Here is an 18,413-nt window from a genome sequence, read left to right on the forward strand (position 1 = left end):
AACCTCGAATTACTGCCACACTGCACGCATGCTGAAAAACGTTGCCGTGGCACTCGTCGACGGAGTCAACCCCTTCGAACTCGGCGTCATCTGCGAGGTGTTCGGGATCGACCGCAGCGATCAGGGACTTCCCGTCTACGACTTCGCCGTCTGCGCCGCAGAGCCCGGCCCGATAGCCGCCCGTTCGGGCGCCTTCTCCCTCTCCGTGCCGTACGGTCTCGAACGGCTGGAGAGCGCCGACCTCATCGCCGTTCCCGCCGACCAGCACTGCGAGGCCCGCACCTATCCCGAGCCGCTGCTCGACGCCCTGCGCCGCGCCGTCGACCGGGGCGCGCGGGTGCTGAGCGTCTGCTCGGGCGCGTTCGTGCTGGGGGCCGCGGGACTGCTGGACGGGCGGCGCTGCACCACCCACTGGCGGCATTCCGCCGAGCTGGCCCGCCGCCACCCGCGAGCGAAGGTCGAGCCCGACGTGCTGTACGTCGACGAGGGCTCGGTCATCACATCGGCCGGGACCGCCGCCGGGATCGACGCCTGCCTGCACCTCGTCCGCCAGGAGCACGGGTCCGAGGTCGCCAACACCATCGCCCGCCGCATGGTCGTCCCGCCGCACCGCGACGGAGGCCAGGCGCAGTACATCGAGCGTCCGCTCACGCACGTGCGCTGCGACACGGTGGGCGGGGTGCTGGGCTGGATGGAGCGGCATATGGACCAGGAGATGACCGTGGAGCAGCTGGCGGAACGGGCGCACATGTCGCCCCGGACGTTCGCGCGCCGCTTCCTCCAGGAGACGGGCACGACGCCGTACCGGTGGCTGCTGCGCCAGCGGGTGCTGCTCGCGCAGGAGTTGCTGGAGGCGACGGACGACACCGTGGACGCGATCGCGGGCCGCGCGGGGTTCGGGAACGCGGCGGCTCTGCGTCATCAGTTCGTACGGTCACTGGGGACGACGCCGAACGCGTACCGCCGTACGTTCCGGGGACCGGCACTGGCCGCCTGAGAGCAACCCTTCACAGGGCTGCCGTGCGTTCCGGGGAACGCACGGCAGCGGCTCCCTGGAACGCTCGAAAGACGTTCTCGGGAACGCTCGGTTTCGGTTCCGGGGAAGCAAAGTCGACGTTCCCGGGAACGCTCGGTTTCGCTTCCCGGGAACACACAGCCGACGTTCCTGGGAGCGCTCGGTTTCAGTTCCGGGGAGCGCCCGCTCGACGTTCCCGAGAACGCCCACTCGACGTTCCGCGGAACGCGTCAGGAGACGCCGCAGCTCGACGCCGACCAGAAGCGGCTCGCGCGGTGGTCGACGTGGGTGTGGTCGCTGTGGCCCGGGTAGCCCGGACCGAGGATGCCGTTGAAGCCGTGGTTACGGGCCTGCTTGGCCAGGGTGCACAGGGAGTGCGGGCCGGCCCCGAGGTCGGCGGCGTCGCCGTACAGGTGGCGGCTGCCGCTCGCCCCGCCGACCGCGTCGTTGCACGCGTGCGACCGGAAGCCGCTGGTCACGGTGACGGGCTGGTCGCCCAGCGCGTGGCGCAGGGCTTCCAGCTTCCACATGGTGCGCAGGGCGTTGGACTTGGCCGTGGCGGCGCTCACCGCGCCGCCCTCCCAGGTGCTGTTGCAGTCGTTGAGTTCGGCGTAGGTGAAGTGGACGGGCGTGCAGTCGTCGTCCTGGAGCGCGTAGAGCTTGCTGAAGGTGGCGCTTCCCGCGACGCCGTCCGCGGCGATCCCGTACGCGGACTGGAAGCGCTTGACGGCGGCCGTGGTGGCGGGGCCGTAGTCGCCGTCGATGGCGAGCACCGCGCCGTATCCGGGGTAGCCGCCGAGCCGGATCTGGAGCTGGGTGACGTCGGCTCCGGTGGCGCCCTGGGAGAGGGTGCGGGACCAGGTGTAGCAGCCGTCGGCGTGCGCGGTGCCGGCGGTGGCGACCATACCGGCCAATCCGGCAACCATGAGCATGACAAGACAGAGGACGGTTCTCGCCGTACGTCGGAGCATGGGACCTCCATACCGAGAAGCGCGGAAACGCGGAAGCGCGGAGCGCCAGAGCAGTGGCCGCGGGGGGCACGCCCGAGACTGACGGGCTGGCGGACGCGCGTCAACAGGGCGACTGCCGAAGTCATTTGTCGGACCAATGGCAGTAATGGCAGTCGCCCCGCGGCAAGACGGAGGACGTCAGTCGTTGGGGACGGTCTCGTAGCGCGCTGTGCCCTCGGCCATCTGCTTCAGCGCCTCCTTGCGGTCGCGCTTCGACAGGCGGTCGATGTACAGGTAGCCGTACAGGTGGTCCGTCTCGTGCTGGAGGCACCGGGCGAAGTAACCGGTGCCGCGCACCTTGATCGGGTTGCCCTGGGCGTCCTGGCCACGGACCACGGCGTAGTCGGGGCGGGCCAGTTCGGCGTACGCCGTCGGGACCGACAGGCAGCCCTCGTTGGACTCGTCGAGCTGGCGCCGGTCCTGCGGAAGCTCCTCCAGGACCGGGTTGCAGACCACACCGACGTGGCGCACACCGTCGTCGTCCGGGCAGTCGTAGACGAAGACCTTGAGGTCGACACCGATCTGGTTGGCGGCCAGGCCCACGCCCTCGGCCGCGCGCTGGCTGGCGAACATGTCGTCGATCAGCGCGGCGAGCTTGTCGTCGAACTCGGTGACGTCCTTGCACTCCTTGTGGAGGACCGGGTTCCCGACGACGGTGATGGGGCGGGCGGTGCCGCGCTCGCGGTACGCCTGCTCGCGCTCCTCGGTGTTCTCCGTGTCCACGACGAACCCGTCGTTGATCTCCTGCTGGTCCGTCTCCTGCTGCGCCATGTCCGCCGTACGCCTTCCTCAAAACCCCGAATACCGAATCCGATGCCCGTACAGCCTACGGGCAGCCCGGGGGCAGGTTTCAGCAGACCGTTCAACCGGACCGGCCGGCCGGCCCGTCAGCAGACCTCTTCGAGATCCCGCCACTCGCGGCTGTCGGGGTTGTCGGCGACCCACCCGTCGAGCAGCCCGCGCACCAGTCCGGCGGGCGCCGCGATGCCGCACTCGCGCTCGGGCAGCCACAGCTCACCGGCGCCGGCCGTGCGGTGCCCGAGCGGCCCGGGGTGTCCGGGCTCGCTGTGGTCGTGCGGGTCGAGGTGCTCGCCGTCGCCCTCGTCGCTGGGCATCTGCGACTCGGAGCAGGACCGGCAGAGCAACCGTACGGACGACGACCAGTCCTCGGCGGCGAACCCCGCGTCTGCGGCCAGCCGCTCCAGGGCGTCCCGGTCGGCCTCGGTGGCGGCTTCCAGGAGCACCACCCAGGTCGGCACGGGCGACGGCGCCCACAGCTCGATCTCGTCGAACACGGGGAACGACGGGCCGGCGGCGATGACGCGCTCGCCGTGCGGCACACCGTCGTGCAGGACGACCTCGCCCCAGCGCCGCCCGGACGACGGCAGCGGGATCGACAGCACCTCGATCCGCGCCGGGTCGAGCCTGCGGCCCCATACCACCTCGGCCTCGCCCTCCGGTGAGAGGCGGACGGCCGCGCTGCCCAGCTCCATGCCGTGCGGCTCGCCGCTCTCGGTGGGCTCGCCCGGCACCTTCAGGCCGTACGCCTGCCAGGCGCGGCGGGCCAGCGGCCAGTCCTGGAGGGCGGTGGCCGCGATCCCGACGTTCCACCAGTCCGGGGCTCCGGTCTCCCGGTCGAGGAGCGCGACAGCGCGCAGCCCGGCGGAGCGCGCCTGCTCCCAGTCGTGCCGGAACTTGTGCAGCAGCGCCAGGTTGAACCAGGACTCGGACAACCAGGGTTCGAGGTCCGCCGCGCGTGTCAGCAGAGCCCCCGCGTCCTCGTACCGACCGTCACCGATCAGCGTGAACGCGCGGTCGGTGGCCTGCCGCCACGAGGCGGATGGCCGATGCCGTACCTTCCCGAAGATCTTCACGATTCCCGCCTGTCCCGCCTGCCGGTCGCTGAAGGTCAGTCCCCCCGGACGCCCTCTTGTTCCTCTTCTTCGCATCCAACCATGCCGGGTCGGAGGGCCGCTCATTACCCATGGGTTACCCAGGTGGGGACGGGGTCAGACCGCCCCGGGACAGGACACGCGCCAGGGATTCCACGACCTCGGGCTGATAGTCGCGGCCGGTGCCCAGACGCAGCTGCTCCAGGGCGCTGAGCGGCCCGCCCAGTCCACCTCCGCTTTCCCCCGAGAGATCGTCGTATGCGTTGACGGCGCGGACGATACGGGCGGAAAGCGGCTGCTCACGGTAGGGGTCGGCCTGCCGCTCGACGACCACGGCGACCTCGGCCGGGACTCCGGTCTGGCGCACGACCGCTCCCCCGAGCAGGGCGATACGGCGCTGCTCGGCGGGCGGGAGCGAGGCGGTGGCGCCTCCCTGCACCGGGTCGAGCAGGGAGAGCTGTCCGATGTCGTGCATCAGCGCCGCGTACTCCAGAACCGTGAGGTCGGGCTCGGAAAGCCCCAGCTCACGCCCCACGGCGCGGCTGAGCTGGGCGACGCGGCGGGCATGGCCCTGCGGGGTGTAGCCGGCGATCTCGGTCGCGCGGGCGAGCGAGGTGATGGTCTGGCGGTACGTCGTACGCACAGCGGCGTACCGGCGGGAGGACAGCTGCGTGAGCAGCAGTGGTACGCAGAAGACGGGCAGCGCCCAGAGCCCGGCGACGGCGACGCCGAGCGCCATGACGGCCCCGGTGGCGCAGACGGCCGAGCCGATGCCGAGCAGCGCCCGCAGCTCGTCGCGGAGCAGCGGCCCGTACGGGTAGCCGGTACGGGCGCGGGCCATGACGGCGGCGAGGACGGCGTCGCACAGGGCCGTGAGCACGAGCAGGAGGGCGAGGAGGAGGGCGTGGTACGGGCCGTGGCCGATCCACTTGCCCCACAGTCCGGAGTTGTAGAGCGGCTGGAAGCACACGGCGGCGAAGGCGACGGTGAGGACGCGGCGCACGACGTGGTCGAGGGCGGGCCCGTGCCCGGCGGCGACGTGGGGCACGGCGCCGGCGAGGGCGCCCGCGACGACCACGGCGACGACCTGGAGGACTCCGTGGGTGGTGGGCTGACCCGCGTTCTGACCGAGCAGGGCGTAAGCCAGGGCCCCGGCCGCGCCGAGCGGGGCCGGTTCGCGCTGGGCGGGCAGAGCGGCCGGACCGCTGCGTACACCCCACCGGGACAGCTCCCCGACGGTGATGAGCGCGCCGAAGGCGAGGGCGATGCCGGGTTCGGTGATCCCGTGCCAGAGGGTGTCGCCGAGGGCCCAGGCGGTGACCGCGGCGGCGACGCAGTACACGAGCGCGAGGGCGCAGGCGGGCCTGTGCCCCCTCACCCGGCACACCCCGTCCACCGAGGGGTCTTTCCCCCGGCCGGCCCTTCCCGCCGGGGCACTGCCCGGCTCCGCCGCGCGGCGACCACGCCCGGCGAACACCTGCGGGCCCGCGGTGGCCGCGGGCGGCGGCAGCCGGCCCGTCCGGCGCTCGGGGACATGCCCGGAGCGTGTCCGGGGCCCGAGGGCTGCCCCGGTTCGGGAGCGGGCGGGGTGGGCAGCATCCCCGCGGGGCGCGTACGGGACGCCACCACGCCGGCCGTGCTCACTCGGACCGGCCCGGTGCCTGCGGCCGGCCCACGGCACCGGCGGGCGCGGCCGACCCCTCGCCCGCACCGGACGTGTCGCCCCCACGCGGTGGCGGGACGTTTCCTCTCGGGTCGGTCTGTTCGTCCGAAGTGACCCGGACGTGCCAGCCGTGGCGGGCCAGCGCCCTGGTCAGCGCCTGCACCATCCGTGGGTCGAACTGCGTTCCCGCGCACCGCTCCAGCTCCCGCACAGCCGTCGCCACCGGCCGCGCCCGCCGGTACGACCGCGTCGACGTCATCGCGTCGAACGCGTCCGCGACCGCGACGACCCGCGCGAACTCCGGGATCTGCCCCCCGGCCAGCCCGTACGGATAACCGCTTCCGTCCAGCCGCTCGTGGTGGTGCAGGATCGCCGCCCGCGCCTCCCCGAGGAATCCGATGCCCCGGACCATCTCGTGCCCGTACTCCGGATGCAGCTCGATGACGCGACGCTCCTCCGGTGTCAGCGGTCCGTCCTTGCGGAGCAGCCGCGTCGGCACGCCGAGCTTGCCGACGTCGTGCAGGATTCCGGCGAAGCGCAGGCCCTCGACGCGGTCCTCCTCCATGCCGAGTTCACGCGCGATCATGACGGAGGCCCGGCCGACCCGTTCGCTGTGCCCGCGCGTGTACTGGTCCTTGAGGTCGACCGCCTGCACGAGGGCGCGGATCGTCGCCTGATGGGCGGCGCGCTCGCGGTGGTACTGCGCGAACACCCAGCAGGAGATGTACATCGGCAGGAGCACGAAGAGCGCGGCGAGCGGCCCGTACGGACTGCGCCAGAGCACCGCCGTCATCAGCCCCGCCAGCCCCTGCACGCAGTGCGGCGGGACGGAGCGCAGCAGCAGCCCGCGCCAGGCGGTGCGCGCGGGCAGCCGCTCGGCGGTGGCGAGGATGCCGCCGTCGAGTGCGGTCAGGACCAGGCAGAACCCGAGGACGGCGGCCCCGGCGGGCAGCAGGACGTACGGAAAATCGGGCACGGCCTGCGACGGCCCGAGGCCGCCCGCGCCGCCTCCCAGCGCGGCGCCGCCGTCGAGGTGGGCGCAGATGTGCGCCGCGCACCACGCGGCGAGCGCCAGCTGCGCCGCCCGCCAGACCCGCCGGACCGCGCGCGGGCGCTGCTCGACATGGCCGACGAGCGCGCCGGGTACGGCGACGAGTGCGGCGGCCGGAGGCGGCAGGAGCAGTACGGCGGCGAAGAGCACCGGGAAGAAGGAGCCCGCGCCGACCCGTACCGCGCTGACGAGAAAGGGCCGGCGCCCGAGCAGTTCGCAGCCCGCGCAGAGCGCCGCGAGGAGCGCGGCGGTCCTCCAGGGGACACCGGCGCCCGGCCACAGGGCGGGGAGCGTACAACAGGCGGCCGCGAGCAGCACGCACAGGATGTACGCGCGCGCCGCCACCGAAAGGGCTCTCACCAGCTGGCTCCTGTTGTCCCGGTCCGCCCGCCACCATGCGTGCGCCACGCTAGCGAGTTGAGCGGGTCCGGAGACGACGAAGCGGCCGATTAGCACCTTCGAGTGATAATCGGCCGACTTCGTGACAAGCGGGCGGGGAGGCTACGCCTCGCGGGCGGCGGCCGGCAGATCGGGCGCCGCCGTGGCCGTGACGTCCTGCTCGGGGACGGCCTGCCCCGACCGGATCAGGTCGATGCGCCCCATGACCTTGGATCGCAGGTCCGCCGGTACGTCGTCACTGCCGCAGCAGCGCTTCACCAGCTTCTTCACGGCCTGTTCGAGGCCGTACTTCTCCAGACACGGCGAGCACTCCTCGAAGTGCACTTCGAACTTGGTGCAGTCGCTGTCAGGCATCTCGTGGTCGAGGAACTCGTAGAGATGATCCAGGACCTCTGAGCAGTCAGTCTCGTGCGGCTCTCCGCAGCTCATGAGCCCGAACCTTTCCCGTCGTTCGACTCTCCGGCACCCGCCGGAACCAGCCCGCGGTCGCGCGCGTAGTCCTCGAGCATGCCGCGCAGCTGGCGGCGGCCCCGGTGCAGCCGGGACATCACCGTACCGATGGGTGTACCCATGATGTCCGCGATCTCCTTGTACGCAAAGCCCTCTACATCCGCGAGGTAGACCGCGATGCGGAACTCCTCGGGGATGGCTTGCAGCGCGGACTTGACGTCCGAGTCGGGCAGGTGGTCGAGCGCCTGCGACTCGGCGGAGCGCAGGCCGGTCGACATGTGCGACTCGGCGCGCGCGAGCTGCCAGTCCTCGATCTCCTCGGCGCCGCTGCGCTGAGGTTCCCGCTGCTTCTTCCGGTATGTGTTGATGAAGGTGTTCGTCAGAATGCGGTAGAGCCACGCCTTCAGATTCGTACCTTCACGGAACTGGTGGAAGGACCCGTACGCCTTGGCGTACGTCTCCTGCACCAGGTCCTCCGCATCGGCCGGATTGCGCGTCATGCGCAGCGCGGCCGAGTACATCTGGTCGAGGAAGCCCAGGGCATCACGCTCGAAACGCGCGTTGCGTTCGACGGTGCTCTCCTCCGCCGCCTGGCCGCCGTCGTCGGTCCCTGTGTCGGTCCCAGTGACCGGACCCACCTCCTCCAACGCCGTGGCGGGGCCGAATGCGGACCCGCTCGAATCGGAGGATAGACGACGATCCTGCCCGGCCGCCGCCCGACGAGGGGCGGTCTTGGCCGCGGTGAGCACCGTCCACTCCAGGTCAGCGGTGTTCGAGCGGCTCGGGCAGATGGTCGATCCCATGCGACGGACTCCCTCTCCACGTACGTGCGGTGTATGTCGACGCACGCAATAACAGAGGTGCCGCGCTCATCATTCCCGGCGTCCGCCGATGATCAGCATTCCCGGCGTCGCCGATGACCAGCATTCCCGGCGTCCGCCGATGATCAGCGAAGTCCGCCGATCCAGCCGCCGACGGCGTCCGTGATCGTCGCGACCACCTCTTCGGGGGTGCTTCCCGCCTTCTTCGGTACGGCGAACCCGTGATCCGCGTGGGGGATCTCCACCAGTTCGTACTCTCCGCCGGGGAATTCCGCGGGCTTGCCGAAGGGATCGTTCCCGCCCTGTACGACCAGCGTGGGGACACCGGCGCCCAGCAGCTCCCCCGCCCGGGACTTCTCCGGCCGGCCGGGCGGGTGCAGCGGGAAGCTGAGCGCGAGGACGGCGTGCGCGCCGAGACCGGCGGCGGTGCGGCACGCGACACGCGCCCCGGCGCTGCGCCCGCCGGAGACGACCGGCAGCCCCCGCCCGGCCAGCGCGGGCCACAGCCCGTGCCAGCCCGCGTCCAGCGTCTTGGGCGCGGGGGCCACCTTCTTCCCGGCCACCCTCCAGGGCTGCTCCACCAGGGCAACGGTCACCCCGAGCGGGGGCAGCGCGGCGGCGAGCCCCTGGAGGTCCCGCGCCCCGATCCCACCGCCGGCGCCGTGGCTCACGGCCAGGACGATCCAGGGCGCCTCGGCTTCGGCCCAGGTGATGCGCGCCCGGCCTGCCTCTGTCTCCACGGTTTCGCTGTGCGTCACGCGCCCATCCTGCGCCCGCGCCGCCGGGTCCTCAAAAGTCCCACGCCCATCACCTCAGAACAGCGTCTCCACCTCCGGCGCCGCCAGCTCCTCCAGCAGCTCGGGCCCGTTGTTGCGCACGTTGCTGACGGCCGTGGCCACCGGGTACGCCCGCATCAGTCCGCCCGGCGGCGGCGCCAGCAGTTCCCGTACCTCCTCGACGTCCGTACGGGCCGGATCCAGCCACGCGTCCCACCGGTCCCGCGTCAGCATGAGCGGCATCCGGGGGTGGATGTCGGCCAGCGAGCCGGGCCCGGTGGCCGGGGCGACCGCCAGCGGCGACTTCTCGGCCTCGGTGGTGATCACGGAGCAGGTCACCCACCACGCCTGCGGATGCCCCTCCGGCAGCGTCGGGTCGCGCCAGAAGTCGTACAGCCCGGCCATCGCCATGACCGACCCGTCCGCCGGGGCAACGAAGTACGGCTGCTTCCGCGGCCGCTTCTTCTTCCCCTCCTCCTCAAGCTGCCGCTCCTGCGCGCCGGTGACCCACTCGTAGTAGCCGTCGGCCGGAATGAGGCAGCGGCGCGAAGCGAAGGGCTGCCGGAACGACGGCCGCTCGTGCACCGTCTCCGCCCGCGCGTTGATCATCCGCGCCGCACCCTCGGGCGACCTCGACCACGACGGGACGAGCCCCCACTTCAGCGTCCTCAGCTGCCGAACCGGACCGTCCTGCGGCGCGTCCTTCACAGGACGCTCCAGGACGACGTGGACCTCCTTGGTGGGCGCCACGTTCCAGTCCGGGGCGAGCGCCTCCTTGGGGTCCCACTTCCGCACATCGAAGAGCCCGACGAGATCCTCGGGCCGCCGGCTCGCTGCATACCGTCCGCACATAAGTGCCAGACTGCCACGACTGCCCAGACCTCAAGGAGCCGCCCGGAACATGGACACCACCCAGCTCGGCGACCTGTGGGACCGCCTCTTCGGTACGCAGCCGGATCCCGACCAGTGGCTCGTGATCGCGACGGCCCTCGCCGCACTCGCCGTCGTCGTCCCGCACGCCGTCTGGCGGGTGGCGCGCAACGCCATCACCATCGCGCACGAGGGCGGTCACGGCCTGATCGCCCTGCTCACCGGCCGGAGCCTGGACGGCATTCGACTGCACTCCGACACCAGCGGCCTCACCGTCAGCCGGGGCAGGCCGACCGGCATCGGCATGATCCTCACGGCCGCCGCCGGTTACACCGCCCCCTCGCTCCTGGGTATCGGCGGCGCCTGGCTGCTCGCCTCGAACCGCATCACGCTCTTCCTGTGGATAGCGACGGCCCTGCTGCTCGCGATGCTGGTGATGATCCGCAACGCGTACGGCGCCCTCACCGTGATCGTCACCGGCGCCGCCTTCCTCCTCATCTCCTGGCTGACGACGCCGCAGGTGCAGGCGGCGTTCGCGTACGCCGCCGTCTGGTTCATGCTCATCGGTGGCGTACGGCCCGCCTTCGAGCTCCAGGCCAAGCGCCGTCACGGCGGCGCCCCGGACTCGGACGCCGACCAGCTGTCGCGACTCACGCACGTACCGGCCCTGGTGTGGCTGCTCTTCTTCCACACGGTGTCGGTGTGCGCACTGCTCGGCGGCGGCCGGTGGCTGCTCGGGCTGTGAGGGCCGCCGACGGCCGGCTGCCCGGAGCGCGAGAGCCGCGAGTGCGGTGAGGGTCACGAGTGCGGTGAGCGCCGTGCGTGCCGTGAGTGTGGTGAGCGCCATGCGTGCCGTGAGTGCCGTGAGTGCCGTTGGCGGCTGTTACCGCCCGTCGGCGTACGGACACCGCTGAGTTACGCCCCGGTTTCAGCGTATTTGATCAAGATCCGGGTTCGCCGCGAACCACTAAAGTGATGGCCATGACCGAAAGCTCCGTGCACCCCGCCCTCTGGCCCGCCCCGCGCGCGGGCGAAGCCGTCGACGCGACCGTCACCGTGCCCGGATCGAAATCGGTCACCAACCGCGCTCTCGTCCTCGCCGCCCTCGCCGCCGAGCCCGGATGGCTGCGCCGCCCGCTGCGTTCCCGCGACACCCTGCTGATGGCCGACGCCCTGCGCGCCATGGGCGTGGGCATCGAGGAGACCGTCTCGTCCAGCTCGTCGGCCACCGCCGAGCTCAACGGCTCGGGCGAGGCGTGGCGCGTCATCCCCGCCGGGCTGCACGGCCCCGCCACGGTCGACGTCGGCAACGCCGGCACCGTGATGCGCTTCCTGCCGCCCGTCGCGGCGCTCGCCGACGGCGACATCCGTTTCGACGGCGACCCCCGTTCGTACGAACGCCCCCTCGGCGCCGTCATCGAGGCCCTGCGCACCCTCGGCGCCCGTATCGACGACGACAGCCGGGGCGCGCTCCCGCTGACCGTGCACGGCAGCGGCGCGCTGGACGGCGGAGCGGTCGACATCGACGCGTCGTCGTCCTCGCAGTTCGTCAGCGCGCTCCTGCTGTCCGCGCCGCGCTTCAACCAGGGCGTGGAGGTGCGTCACACCGGCGCCACCCTCCCGTCCATGCCGCACATCCTGATGACCGTCGACATGCTGCGCGCGGTCGGCGCCCAGGTCGACACCCCGGAGTCCGGCGGCGAGCCGAACGTCTGGCGGGTCTCCCCCGGCGCCCTGCTGGGCCGCGATCTGACCATCGAGCCCGACCTCTCCAACGCGCAGCCGTTCCTCGCCGCGGCCCTGATCACCGGCGGCCGCGTCACGATCCCCGACTGGCCGGAGCGCACCACCCAGCCGGGTGACGCGCTGCGTGAGATCTTCACCGAGATGGGCGGTTCCTGCGAGCTCACCGAGCAGGGTCTGACGTTCACCGGTACGGGTACGGTCCACGGCATCGACGTGGACCTCGGCGACGTCGGCGAGCTGACCCCGGGCATCGCGGCGGTCGCCGCCCTGGCCGACTCCGAGTCCGTCCTGCGCGGCGTGGCGCATCTGCGGCTGCACGAGACCGACCGGCTGGCCGCTCTCACCCGTGAGATCAACGCCCTCGGCGGCGACGTCACCGAGACCGAGGACGGCCTGCGCATCCGGCCGCGCCGCCTGCACGGCGGGACCTTCCACACGTACCACGACCACCGCATGGCGACGGCGGGCGCGATCATCGGGCTCGCCGTGAAGGACGTACAGATCGAGAACGTGGCGACCACCGCGAAGACACTGCCCGACTTCCCGCAGATGTGGACCGGAATGCTCGACGGAAACTGACGGGGCCCTGACGACATGCGCCGCTACGGCAAGAACCCCGACGAGGACGACATCCGGATCCGCCCCAACCGCAAGGGCAACCGGCCTCGGACCCATACCCGCCCCAAGCACGAGGACGCCGTCGAGGGCTTCGTCCTGACCGTCGACCGGGGCCGCATCACGTGCCTGGTCGACGACCGTACGGTCATCGCGATGAAGGCACGCGAGCTGGGCCGCAAGTCCGTCGTCGTGGGCGACCGGGTCGCCATCGTCGGCGACCTGACGGGCGACAAGGACACCCTGGCCCGCATCGTCCGGGTGGAGCCGCGCCGCTCGGTGCTGCGCCGTACCGCCGACGACGACGATCCGTTCGAGCGGGTGGTCGTCGCCAACGCCGACCAGCTGGCGATCGTCACGGCCCTGGCCGACCCCGAGCCGCGCCCGCGCATGATCGACCGCTGCCTGGTGGCGGCGTACGACGCCGGGCTCGAACCTCTCCTCGTACTGACCAAGTCGGACCTGGCGCCGGCGGACCAGCTGCTGTCCGCCTACCGTCCCCTCGGCGTCCCGTACATCGTGACCAGCCGCGAGGACCTGGCGAACGGGGCGGCGACCGAGCTGGTGCGCAAGCACCTCCAGGACAAGGTGACGGCGTTCGTCGGCCACTCGGGCGTCGGGAAGACGACGCTGGTCAACACGCTGGTGCCGGAGGACCTGTGGCGTACGACCGGCGTGGTCAACGCGGTCACCGGCCGCGGCCGGCACACCACCACGTCGGCGCTCGCGCTGCCGCTCACGGGGGTCGACGGCTGGGTGATCGATACGCCCGGTGTCCGTTCCTTCGGGCTGAACCACGTGGATCCCTCACGCGTCATCCTCGCCTTCCCCGACCTCGAACCGGGAACGGAGGGCTGCCCGCGCGGTTGCAGCCACGACGAGGCGGAGTGCGCGCTGGACCAGTGGGTGGCCGACGGTCACGCCGATCCGGCCAGGCTCGACTCGCTGCGCCGTCTGCTCGCGACGCGGGAGCGGCGCGAAGGCGACTGATCACGCCGCGTTTACGTCTGCGGGCCCTCAATGGGGGCATAATCCACCAAGTCAGACGAAGCAGTCACCGACGCTGGAGGAAACCGACCATGGCGTGGCTGCTGGTGATGGTGGCGGGACTGCTGGAAACCGGCTTCGCGGTCTGCCTGAAGCTATCCCACGGGTTCACCAGACTCTGGCCCACGGTCGCGTTCTGCGCCTTCGCGCTGGGCAGCTTCGGCCTGTTGACGCTGGCGCTGCGCAGGCTCGACGTGGGGCCGGCGTACGCGGTGTGGACGGGCATCGGCGCCGCGGGCACCGCGATCTACGGGATGATCTTCCTCGGCGACATGGTCTCCACGCTCAAGCTGATCTCCATCTCACTGGTGATCATCGGCGTCATCGGCCTCCAGCTCTCGGGCTCGGCCCACTGAGCCCCGGACCGCCGCCGCCCGCCGTCCCGCCCGCCGCCCCGCCCAGAGCGGTCCGCAGTATCCGCGCGAAGTCGTCCCCCGACGCCGCGGGTGCCACGACGTACGACAGTGCGAGACGGACGGCCAGTTCACAGCGGTACGCGACGACCGCCGCCTCTTCCTTCGTACGACCCGTGCCGAGCGCGGCGAGCGACCTTTCCCGTACGGCCGCGACCAGTTCGGCGGCTCCCGGCGAGCCGGCGTCGGCGCGGCGCTGGGCAGGCACCGGGGACACCGCGGTCCCGAGGACGTAGCGGGCGGGGCCCGGTCCGGGCAGCCACTCGCCCCAGCAGCCGGTGAGCAGGGCGCGGACGAGCGAATTGGCGCGGGCGGCGCCGACGGTCCACTCGGCGACGGCCACGAGCCGGTCGTCGACGCCCGCCGGCCGCCCCGCCAGCGCCCGCTCCACACCGGTCAGGTACCCGTCCGCCTCACGCCGCACGAGCGCGCGGGCGAGACCGTCCTTGCTGCCGAACTCGTTGTAGAGGGTCTGCCGCGAGACCCGGGCGGCCGCGGCCACGTCCACCATCCGCACACCGGACCACGGGCGGCGCGCGAGCGCGGTGAGGGCGGCGTCCAGCAGGGCCTGTCGAGCTGTGGCCATCGCGTCGCCTCCCCGGCTCTGCTCCGCTTTCAGAGTTGACGCGCCGCGGGGCACTGTCAATGGCGCCCGGGCGGCGGTGCGGGGAGCGCGCGGACGGGGGACCGCGCCCGCACAGCGAGACCGTGTGGTTCGCGCACAACACGGTCGATACTGTTCAGTCATGCCCGACTATCACGATGATCTGCGCTTTGCCCATGTCCTCGCGGACGCCGCGGACGCCACGACGATGGAGCGCTTCAAGGCTCTGGATCTCAAGGTCGAGACGAAACCGGACATGACACCGGTGACGGAGGCCGACAAGGCCGCCGAGGAGCTGATCCGCAGCCACCTGCACCGCGGCAGGCCGCGAGACGCCGTTCTGGGCGAGGAGTACGGGCTCCAGGGAACGGGCCCGCGCCGCTGGGTGGTCGACCCGATCGACGGTACGAAGAACTACGTGCGCGGCGTACCGGTGTGGGCGACCCTGATCTCCCTCATGGAAGCCGGCGAGCACGGTTTCCAGCCCGTGATGGGCGTCGTGTCCGCGCCGGCGCTGGGCCGCCGCTGGTGGGCGGCGAAGGGCGGCGGGGCGTACACCGGGCGCAGCCTCACCTCCGCGACCCGGCTCCACGTGTCCAAGGTCGACCGGATCGAGAACGCGTCCTTCGCGTACTCCTCGCTCAGCGGCTGGGAGGAGCGGGGCCGGCTCGACGGCTTCCTGAACCTGACCCGCGACTGCTGGCGGACGCGCGGCTACGGCGACTTCTGGCCGTACATGATGGTCGCCGAGGGCGCGGTGGACATCTGCGCCGAACCCGAGCTCTCGCTCTGGGACATGGCCGCGAACGCGATCATCGTCCAGGAGGCGGGCGGTGTCTTCACCAGCCTCGAAGGAGTGACGGGCCCGCACGGCGGCAACGCCGCGGCGTCCAACGGCCTGCTCCACGAGGAGATGCTGAACTACCTCCGCGACTAGCGGCTCCGCCCCCGCGCCCGGGAAACCGGCGCGCGGGGGCAAATGATCACGCGATACGCCTCCCGCGCCCTCTTGTTGCCTTCCCGCCCGCCTGCCACTCTGACAGTCCCCCCACTTGTGAACTTGTGAATCGGTTCTCGTAGCGCGGTGCTCTCGACAACCGCTTCACCAAGGAGGTGGCTCTGTCCATGCTCGTCCGTGACGCCATGAGCACGGTGGTCCTCACCATCGGCCCCGCCCACACACTCCGCCAGGCAGCCCGTCTGATGGCGGAGCGCCGCGTCGGGGCGGCCGTCGTCCTCGACACCGACGCCGGCGGAGTCGGCATTCTGACCGAACGCGACATCCTCGTCTCCGTCGGGTCGGGCCAGAACCCCGACCTCGAAACGGCCGGCACCCACACCACCACCGACGTCGTCTTCGCGGCGCCGTCCTGGACGCTGGAGGACGCCGCCGACGCCATGGCACACGGCGGCTTCCGGCACCTGATCGTGCTGGACGGCACCGGGCCCGTCGGCGTCGTCTCCGTACGCGACATCATCCGCTGCTGGGCGCCGGGCCGCAGACAGCAACGGTCGCAACCGGACGCCCTGGTGGGTTGAGCGACACGGGCGACCCAGCGCCCCAGCGACACGAGCAGCCGAGCAGCCGAGCAGCTGAGCGGCCGAGCGGAGCGCGAAGGAGGGCCGGACTCCTCTCGGGGAGGAATCCGGCCCTCTGCCTACGGCAAGCGGTCCGTACTAGCCGCGCAGGGCCTGGACCGCGGCTTCCAGCCGCTTGCCGAAGTCACCGTCCGCCTGACGGAAGTTGTTGACCGCGCGCTCCGCGATGTCGTCGCGCGACACCTTGGAGATGAACTGGGCCAGGTTGTCGATCAGGCGGCCCTTCTCGTCCTCGGACATCAGGCGGTAGAGGTTGCCCGCCTGGACGAAGTCGTCGTCCTCGGCGTGGTTCGGCGCCTCGTGGTTGCCGGTGGCGCCGGTGACCGGGACGGGCTCCCACAGCGGCCGGCCCGTCTGCGCGGGGCCGCCGAAGCTGTTGGGCTCGTAGTTCTTGGTGCCCTTGTGGCGGCCGTCGTACAGGTAGCCGTCACGGGAGTTCGTCCGCGCCTCGGTGGCGTGCGGGCGGTTCACCGGCAGGTGGTCGGCGTTGATGCCGACGCGGTAGCGGTGCGCGTCGCCGTACGCGAAGAGGCGGCCCTGGAGCATCTTGTCGGGCGACGGGCCGATGCCCGGCACGAAGTGCGCGGGGCTGAATATCGACTGCTCGACCTCGGCGAAGATGTTCTCCGGGTTGCGGTTGAGCTCCAGCTTGCCGATCTCGATCGGCGGGTAGTCCGCGTGCGGCCAGACCTTGGTCAGGTCGAACGGGTTGAAGCGGTACGTCGCCGCCTCGGCCGCCGGCATGATCTGCACCTGCACGGTCCAGGACGGGAACTCGCCGCGCTCGATGGCCTCGCGCAGGTCGCGCTGGTGCGAGTCGGGGTCGACGCCGGAGAGGCGGTTGGCCTCGTCGGTGGTGAGGTTCTTGATGCCCTGGTCGGTCTTGAAGTGGTACTTGACCCAGAAGACCTCGCCGGCCTCGTTGTTCCACTGGTACGTGTGCGAGCCGTACCCGTTCATGTGCCGCAGCGTCGCCGGGATGCCGCGGTCACCGAACAGCCAGGTCACCTGGTGCGTCGACTCGGGGCTCAGGCCCCAGAAGTCCCACACGTTGTCGGCTTCCTGCGAGCCGGTGTACGGGTCGCGCTTCTGCGTGTGGATGAAGTCGGGGAACTTGATGGCGTCCTTGATGAAGAAGACGGGGGTGTTGTTCCCGACGAGGTCGTAGTTCCCCTCCTCCGTGTAGAACTTCAGCGCGAAGCCGCGGGGGTCGCGCACGGCGTCCGCGGAGCCGAGGTTGCCCGCGACCGTGGAGAAGCGCAGGAACGTTTCGGTCTTCTTGCCGACCTCGGAGAGGAACTTCGCCCGCGTCCACTGCGAGACGTCACGGGTGACGGTGAAGGTGCCGTACGCGCCGGCGCCGCGCGCGTGGACGATGCGCTCCGGAATGCGCTCGCGGTTGAAGTGCGCGAGCTTCTCGAGCAGCGCCTGGTCCTGAACCAGAACGGGGCCGCCGACGCCAGCGGTCTCGCTGTTCTGGTTGTCGGCGACCGGCGCGCCGGCCTCCGTGGTAAGCGGTCCCTGCGTCACGTGCGCCTCCTGCGTCATACCTGCAAGTCCTGTCCCTTGGCGTTTGCCGTTCCCGATCCTACAATGGACATTGTCTAAGTCAAGCAATCATCCAAAGTCACACCTGTTCGGGACCTGGTCCCTCCACTGTTAGGCTGGTCCCATGAGTGACCTGTTGGAACGACTGCGCGGACGCGGCTGGCGTATGACCGCACAGCGGCGCGTCGTGGCCGAAGTCCTCGACGGGGACCACATCCACCTGACCGCCGACGAGGTGCACGCGCGCGCCGTCGCGAAGCTGCCGGAGATCTCCCGGGCGACCGTCTACAACACGCTGGGCGAGATGGTGTCCCTCGGCGAGGTGCTGGAGGTCTCCACGGACCGCCGGGCGAAGCGGTACGACCCGAACGCGCACCGCCCGCACCAGCACCTGGTGTGCGCGCAGTGCGGCGCCATACGGGACGTACACCCGGTCGGCAATCCCCTGACGGACCTGCCGGACACCGAGCGCTTCGGCTTCACGATCTCGGACGTGGAAGTGACCTACCGGGGCACGTGCCCCAACTGCGCCTCCGCCTGACGCGCAACAACGCACAGCGCCAGAAGGGCCCGGCACCAGATCCTGGTGCCGGGCCCTTCTCGTGGCCTGCGCGTGTTGGGTGTGCGACGCCCGCACGTGTTCCGTGTACGACGAAGGCCCGGATCTCTTTCAAGATCCGGGCCTTCGGCTACCTTTTCAGTAGCGGGGACAGGATTTGAACCTGCGACCTCTGGGTTATGAGCCCAGCGAGCTACCGAGCTGCTCCACCCCGCGTCGGTAAACACGACTCTACGTCGTGCCGCCGACCAGCGCAAATCCGTTCCCGCACGCCCGTTCCCGTACGAAGCGGTGAACCGTTCCCGTACGAGACGGTGACTCGTTCCCGTACGAGA

The 18,413-nt window shown here is 71.2% G+C and carries 19 protein-coding genes and 1 tRNA gene; 8 read left to right on the plus strand and 12 right to left on the minus strand.

All coding sequences use genetic code 11. The features are described 5' to 3' along the window. Nucleotides 1–28 precede the first annotated feature (28 nt). Nucleotides 29–997: a helix-turn-helix domain-containing protein gene (locus AS594_RS11990; RefSeq protein WP_069927018.1), complete on the plus strand. Its 969-nt coding sequence runs from the start codon at nt 29–31 to the stop codon at nt 995–997. A gap of 248 nt (nt 998–1,245) precedes the next feature. Here the strand turns inward: AS594_RS11990 and AS594_RS11995 are convergent, their stop codons facing one another. The 9 genes from AS594_RS11995 to AS594_RS12035 all read right to left on the minus strand — a co-directional run bounded on the left by AS594_RS11995 (nt 1,246) and on the right by AS594_RS12035 (nt 9,929). Next, nucleotides 1,246–1,986, minus strand: coding sequence for a D-Ala-D-Ala carboxypeptidase family metallohydrolase (locus AS594_RS11995; protein WP_069927019.1), 741 nt, complete (start codon nt 1,984–1,986; stop codon nt 1,246–1,248). A 177-nt stretch (nt 1,987–2,163) separates the two neighbouring features. Continuing rightward, nucleotides 2,164–2,796, minus strand: a complete 633-nt coding sequence (gene def / locus AS594_RS12000) for a peptide deformylase (protein ID WP_069927020.1) — start codon at nt 2,794–2,796, stop codon at nt 2,164–2,166. A 116-nt stretch (nt 2,797–2,912) separates the two neighbouring features. Beyond that, nucleotides 2,913–3,899: a tetratricopeptide repeat protein gene (locus AS594_RS12005; protein WP_069927021.1), complete on the minus strand. Its 987-nt coding sequence runs from the start codon at nt 3,897–3,899 to the stop codon at nt 2,913–2,915. 115 nt (nt 3,900–4,014) lie between these two features. Then, nucleotides 4,015–5,259 carry an HD-GYP domain-containing protein gene (locus AS594_RS12010; protein WP_107357941.1) on the minus strand — a complete coding sequence of 415 codons (1,245 nt, stop codon included), beginning with the start codon at nt 5,257–5,259 and terminating at the stop codon, nt 4,015–4,017. Between the two features lie 298 nt (nt 5,260–5,557). Next, nucleotides 5,558–6,991, minus strand: a complete 1,434-nt coding sequence (locus AS594_RS12015) for an HD-GYP domain-containing protein (RefSeq protein ID WP_069927022.1) — start codon at nt 6,989–6,991, stop codon at nt 5,558–5,560. 141 nt (nt 6,992–7,132) lie between these two features. Next, a complete protein-coding gene (rsrA, locus tag AS594_RS12020) occupies nt 7,133–7,459 on the minus strand; it encodes a mycothiol system anti-sigma-R factor (protein WP_069927023.1) in 327 nt (108 codons plus the stop codon). After that, nucleotides 7,456–8,118: a sigma-70 family RNA polymerase sigma factor gene (locus tag AS594_RS12025; RefSeq protein WP_069927024.1), complete on the minus strand. Its 663-nt coding sequence runs from the start codon at nt 8,116–8,118 to the stop codon at nt 7,456–7,458. The genes rsrA and AS594_RS12025 overlap by 4 nt, the downstream gene beginning before the upstream one ends. Before the next feature lie 308 nt (nt 8,119–8,426). Beyond that, entirely contained in the window at nt 8,427–9,059 is a 633-nt protein-coding gene (locus AS594_RS12030) for an alpha/beta hydrolase family protein (protein WP_069927025.1), read from the minus strand. A 54-nt stretch (nt 9,060–9,113) separates the two neighbouring features. Further along, nucleotides 9,114–9,929 carry an SOS response-associated peptidase gene (locus tag AS594_RS12035; RefSeq protein ID WP_069927026.1) on the minus strand — a complete coding sequence of 272 codons (816 nt, stop codon included), beginning with the start codon at nt 9,927–9,929 and terminating at the stop codon, nt 9,114–9,116. Between the two features lie 49 nt (nt 9,930–9,978). Between AS594_RS12035 and AS594_RS12040 the strand changes: the two genes are divergently transcribed. The 4 genes from AS594_RS12040 (at nt 9,979) to AS594_RS12055 (ending at nt 13,711) form a co-directional block, all read left to right on the plus strand. After that, nucleotides 9,979–10,692: a M50 family metallopeptidase gene (locus tag AS594_RS12040; protein ID WP_069927027.1), complete on the plus strand. Its 714-nt coding sequence runs from the start codon at nt 9,979–9,981 to the stop codon at nt 10,690–10,692. 236 nt (nt 10,693–10,928) lie between these two features. Beyond that, nucleotides 10,929–12,272, plus strand: a complete 1,344-nt coding sequence (gene aroA, locus AS594_RS12045; RefSeq protein WP_069930464.1) for a 3-phosphoshikimate 1-carboxyvinyltransferase — start codon at nt 10,929–10,931, stop codon at nt 12,270–12,272. Between the two features lie 15 nt (nt 12,273–12,287). Further along, nucleotides 12,288–13,298, plus strand: a complete 1,011-nt coding sequence (rsgA, locus tag AS594_RS12050; RefSeq protein ID WP_069927028.1) for a ribosome small subunit-dependent GTPase A — start codon at nt 12,288–12,290, stop codon at nt 13,296–13,298. An 89-nt stretch (nt 13,299–13,387) separates the two neighbouring features. Next, nucleotides 13,388–13,711: a DMT family transporter gene (locus AS594_RS12055; RefSeq protein ID WP_069927029.1), complete on the plus strand. Its 324-nt coding sequence runs from the start codon at nt 13,388–13,390 to the stop codon at nt 13,709–13,711. On the opposite strand, the gene AS594_RS12060 is transcribed toward AS594_RS12055, so the two are convergent. Continuing rightward, the gene (locus AS594_RS12060; protein WP_069927030.1) at nt 13,677–14,354 is read right to left on the minus strand and encodes a TetR/AcrR family transcriptional regulator; all 678 of its coding nucleotides are present in this window, start codon (nt 14,352–14,354) and stop codon (nt 13,677–13,679) included. The genes AS594_RS12055 and AS594_RS12060 overlap by 35 nt on opposite strands. Nucleotides 14,355–14,514: 160 nt before the next feature. On the opposite strand from AS594_RS12060, the gene hisN reads away from it, so the two are divergent. Both hisN and AS594_RS12070 read left to right on the plus strand, forming a co-directional pair. Beyond that, nucleotides 14,515–15,309, plus strand: a complete 795-nt coding sequence (gene hisN / locus AS594_RS12065; protein WP_069927031.1) for a histidinol-phosphatase — start codon at nt 14,515–14,517, stop codon at nt 15,307–15,309. 188 nt (nt 15,310–15,497) lie between these two features. Next, on the plus strand, nt 15,498–15,911 hold the full coding sequence (locus AS594_RS12070; protein WP_069927032.1) for a CBS domain-containing protein: 414 nt from the start codon (nt 15,498–15,500) through the stop codon (nt 15,909–15,911). 138 nt (nt 15,912–16,049) lie between these two features. Here the strand turns inward: AS594_RS12070 and AS594_RS12075 are convergent, their stop codons facing one another. Beyond that, complete coding sequence (locus AS594_RS12075; RefSeq protein WP_069927033.1) at nt 16,050–17,519, minus strand: catalase; 1,470 nt, start codon at nt 17,517–17,519, stop codon at nt 16,050–16,052. Between the two features lie 124 nt (nt 17,520–17,643). Between AS594_RS12075 and AS594_RS12080 the strand changes: the two genes are divergently transcribed. Next, nucleotides 17,644–18,060 (plus strand): Fur family transcriptional regulator, encoded by a 417-nt coding sequence (locus tag AS594_RS12080; RefSeq protein ID WP_069927034.1) that lies wholly within the window; start codon nt 17,644–17,646, stop codon nt 18,058–18,060. 160 nt (nt 18,061–18,220) lie between these two features. Here AS594_RS12080 and AS594_RS12085 read toward each other — a convergent pair. After that, nucleotides 18,221–18,294 (minus strand) — tRNA-Met (locus AS594_RS12085). Between the last annotated feature and the right edge of the window lie 119 nt (nt 18,295–18,413).

The organism is Streptomyces agglomeratus (assembly GCF_001746415.1).
Classification (GTDB): domain Bacteria; phylum Actinomycetota; class Actinomycetes; order Streptomycetales; family Streptomycetaceae; genus Streptomyces; species Streptomyces agglomeratus.

Excerpts from the sequence above, each read along its gene's own strand:
- AS594_RS11990 (WP_069927018.1), top strand. The coding sequence starts at position 29 with ATGCTGAAAAACGTTGCCGTGGCACTCGTCGACGGAGTCAACCCCTTC.
- AS594_RS11995 (WP_069927019.1), bottom strand. The coding sequence starts at position 1,986 with ATGCTCCGACGTACGGCGAGAACCGTCCTCTGTCTTGTCATGCTCATG.
- def (WP_069927020.1), bottom strand. The coding sequence starts at position 2,796 with ATGGCGCAGCAGGAGACGGACCAGCAGGAGATCAACGACGGGTTCGTC.
- rsrA (WP_069927023.1), bottom strand. The coding sequence starts at position 7,459 with ATGAGCTGCGGAGAGCCGCACGAGACTGACTGCTCAGAGGTCCTGGAT.
- AS594_RS12035 (WP_069927026.1), bottom strand. The coding sequence starts at position 9,929 with ATGTGCGGACGGTATGCAGCGAGCCGGCGGCCCGAGGATCTCGTCGGG.
- AS594_RS12040 (WP_069927027.1), top strand. The coding sequence starts at position 9,979 with ATGGACACCACCCAGCTCGGCGACCTGTGGGACCGCCTCTTCGGTACG.
- aroA (WP_069930464.1), top strand. The coding sequence starts at position 10,929 with ATGACCGAAAGCTCCGTGCACCCCGCCCTCTGGCCCGCCCCGCGCGCG.
- rsgA (WP_069927028.1), top strand. The coding sequence starts at position 12,288 with ATGCGCCGCTACGGCAAGAACCCCGACGAGGACGACATCCGGATCCGC.
- AS594_RS12055 (WP_069927029.1), top strand. The coding sequence starts at position 13,388 with ATGGCGTGGCTGCTGGTGATGGTGGCGGGACTGCTGGAAACCGGCTTC.
- AS594_RS12060 (WP_069927030.1), bottom strand. The coding sequence starts at position 14,354 with ATGGCCACAGCTCGACAGGCCCTGCTGGACGCCGCCCTCACCGCGCTC.
- hisN (WP_069927031.1), top strand. The coding sequence starts at position 14,515 with ATGCCCGACTATCACGATGATCTGCGCTTTGCCCATGTCCTCGCGGAC.
- AS594_RS12070 (WP_069927032.1), top strand. The coding sequence starts at position 15,498 with ATGCTCGTCCGTGACGCCATGAGCACGGTGGTCCTCACCATCGGCCCC.
- AS594_RS12075 (WP_069927033.1), bottom strand. The coding sequence starts at position 17,519 with ATGACGCAGGAGGCGCACGTGACGCAGGGACCGCTTACCACGGAGGCC.
- AS594_RS12080 (WP_069927034.1), top strand. The coding sequence starts at position 17,644 with ATGAGTGACCTGTTGGAACGACTGCGCGGACGCGGCTGGCGTATGACC.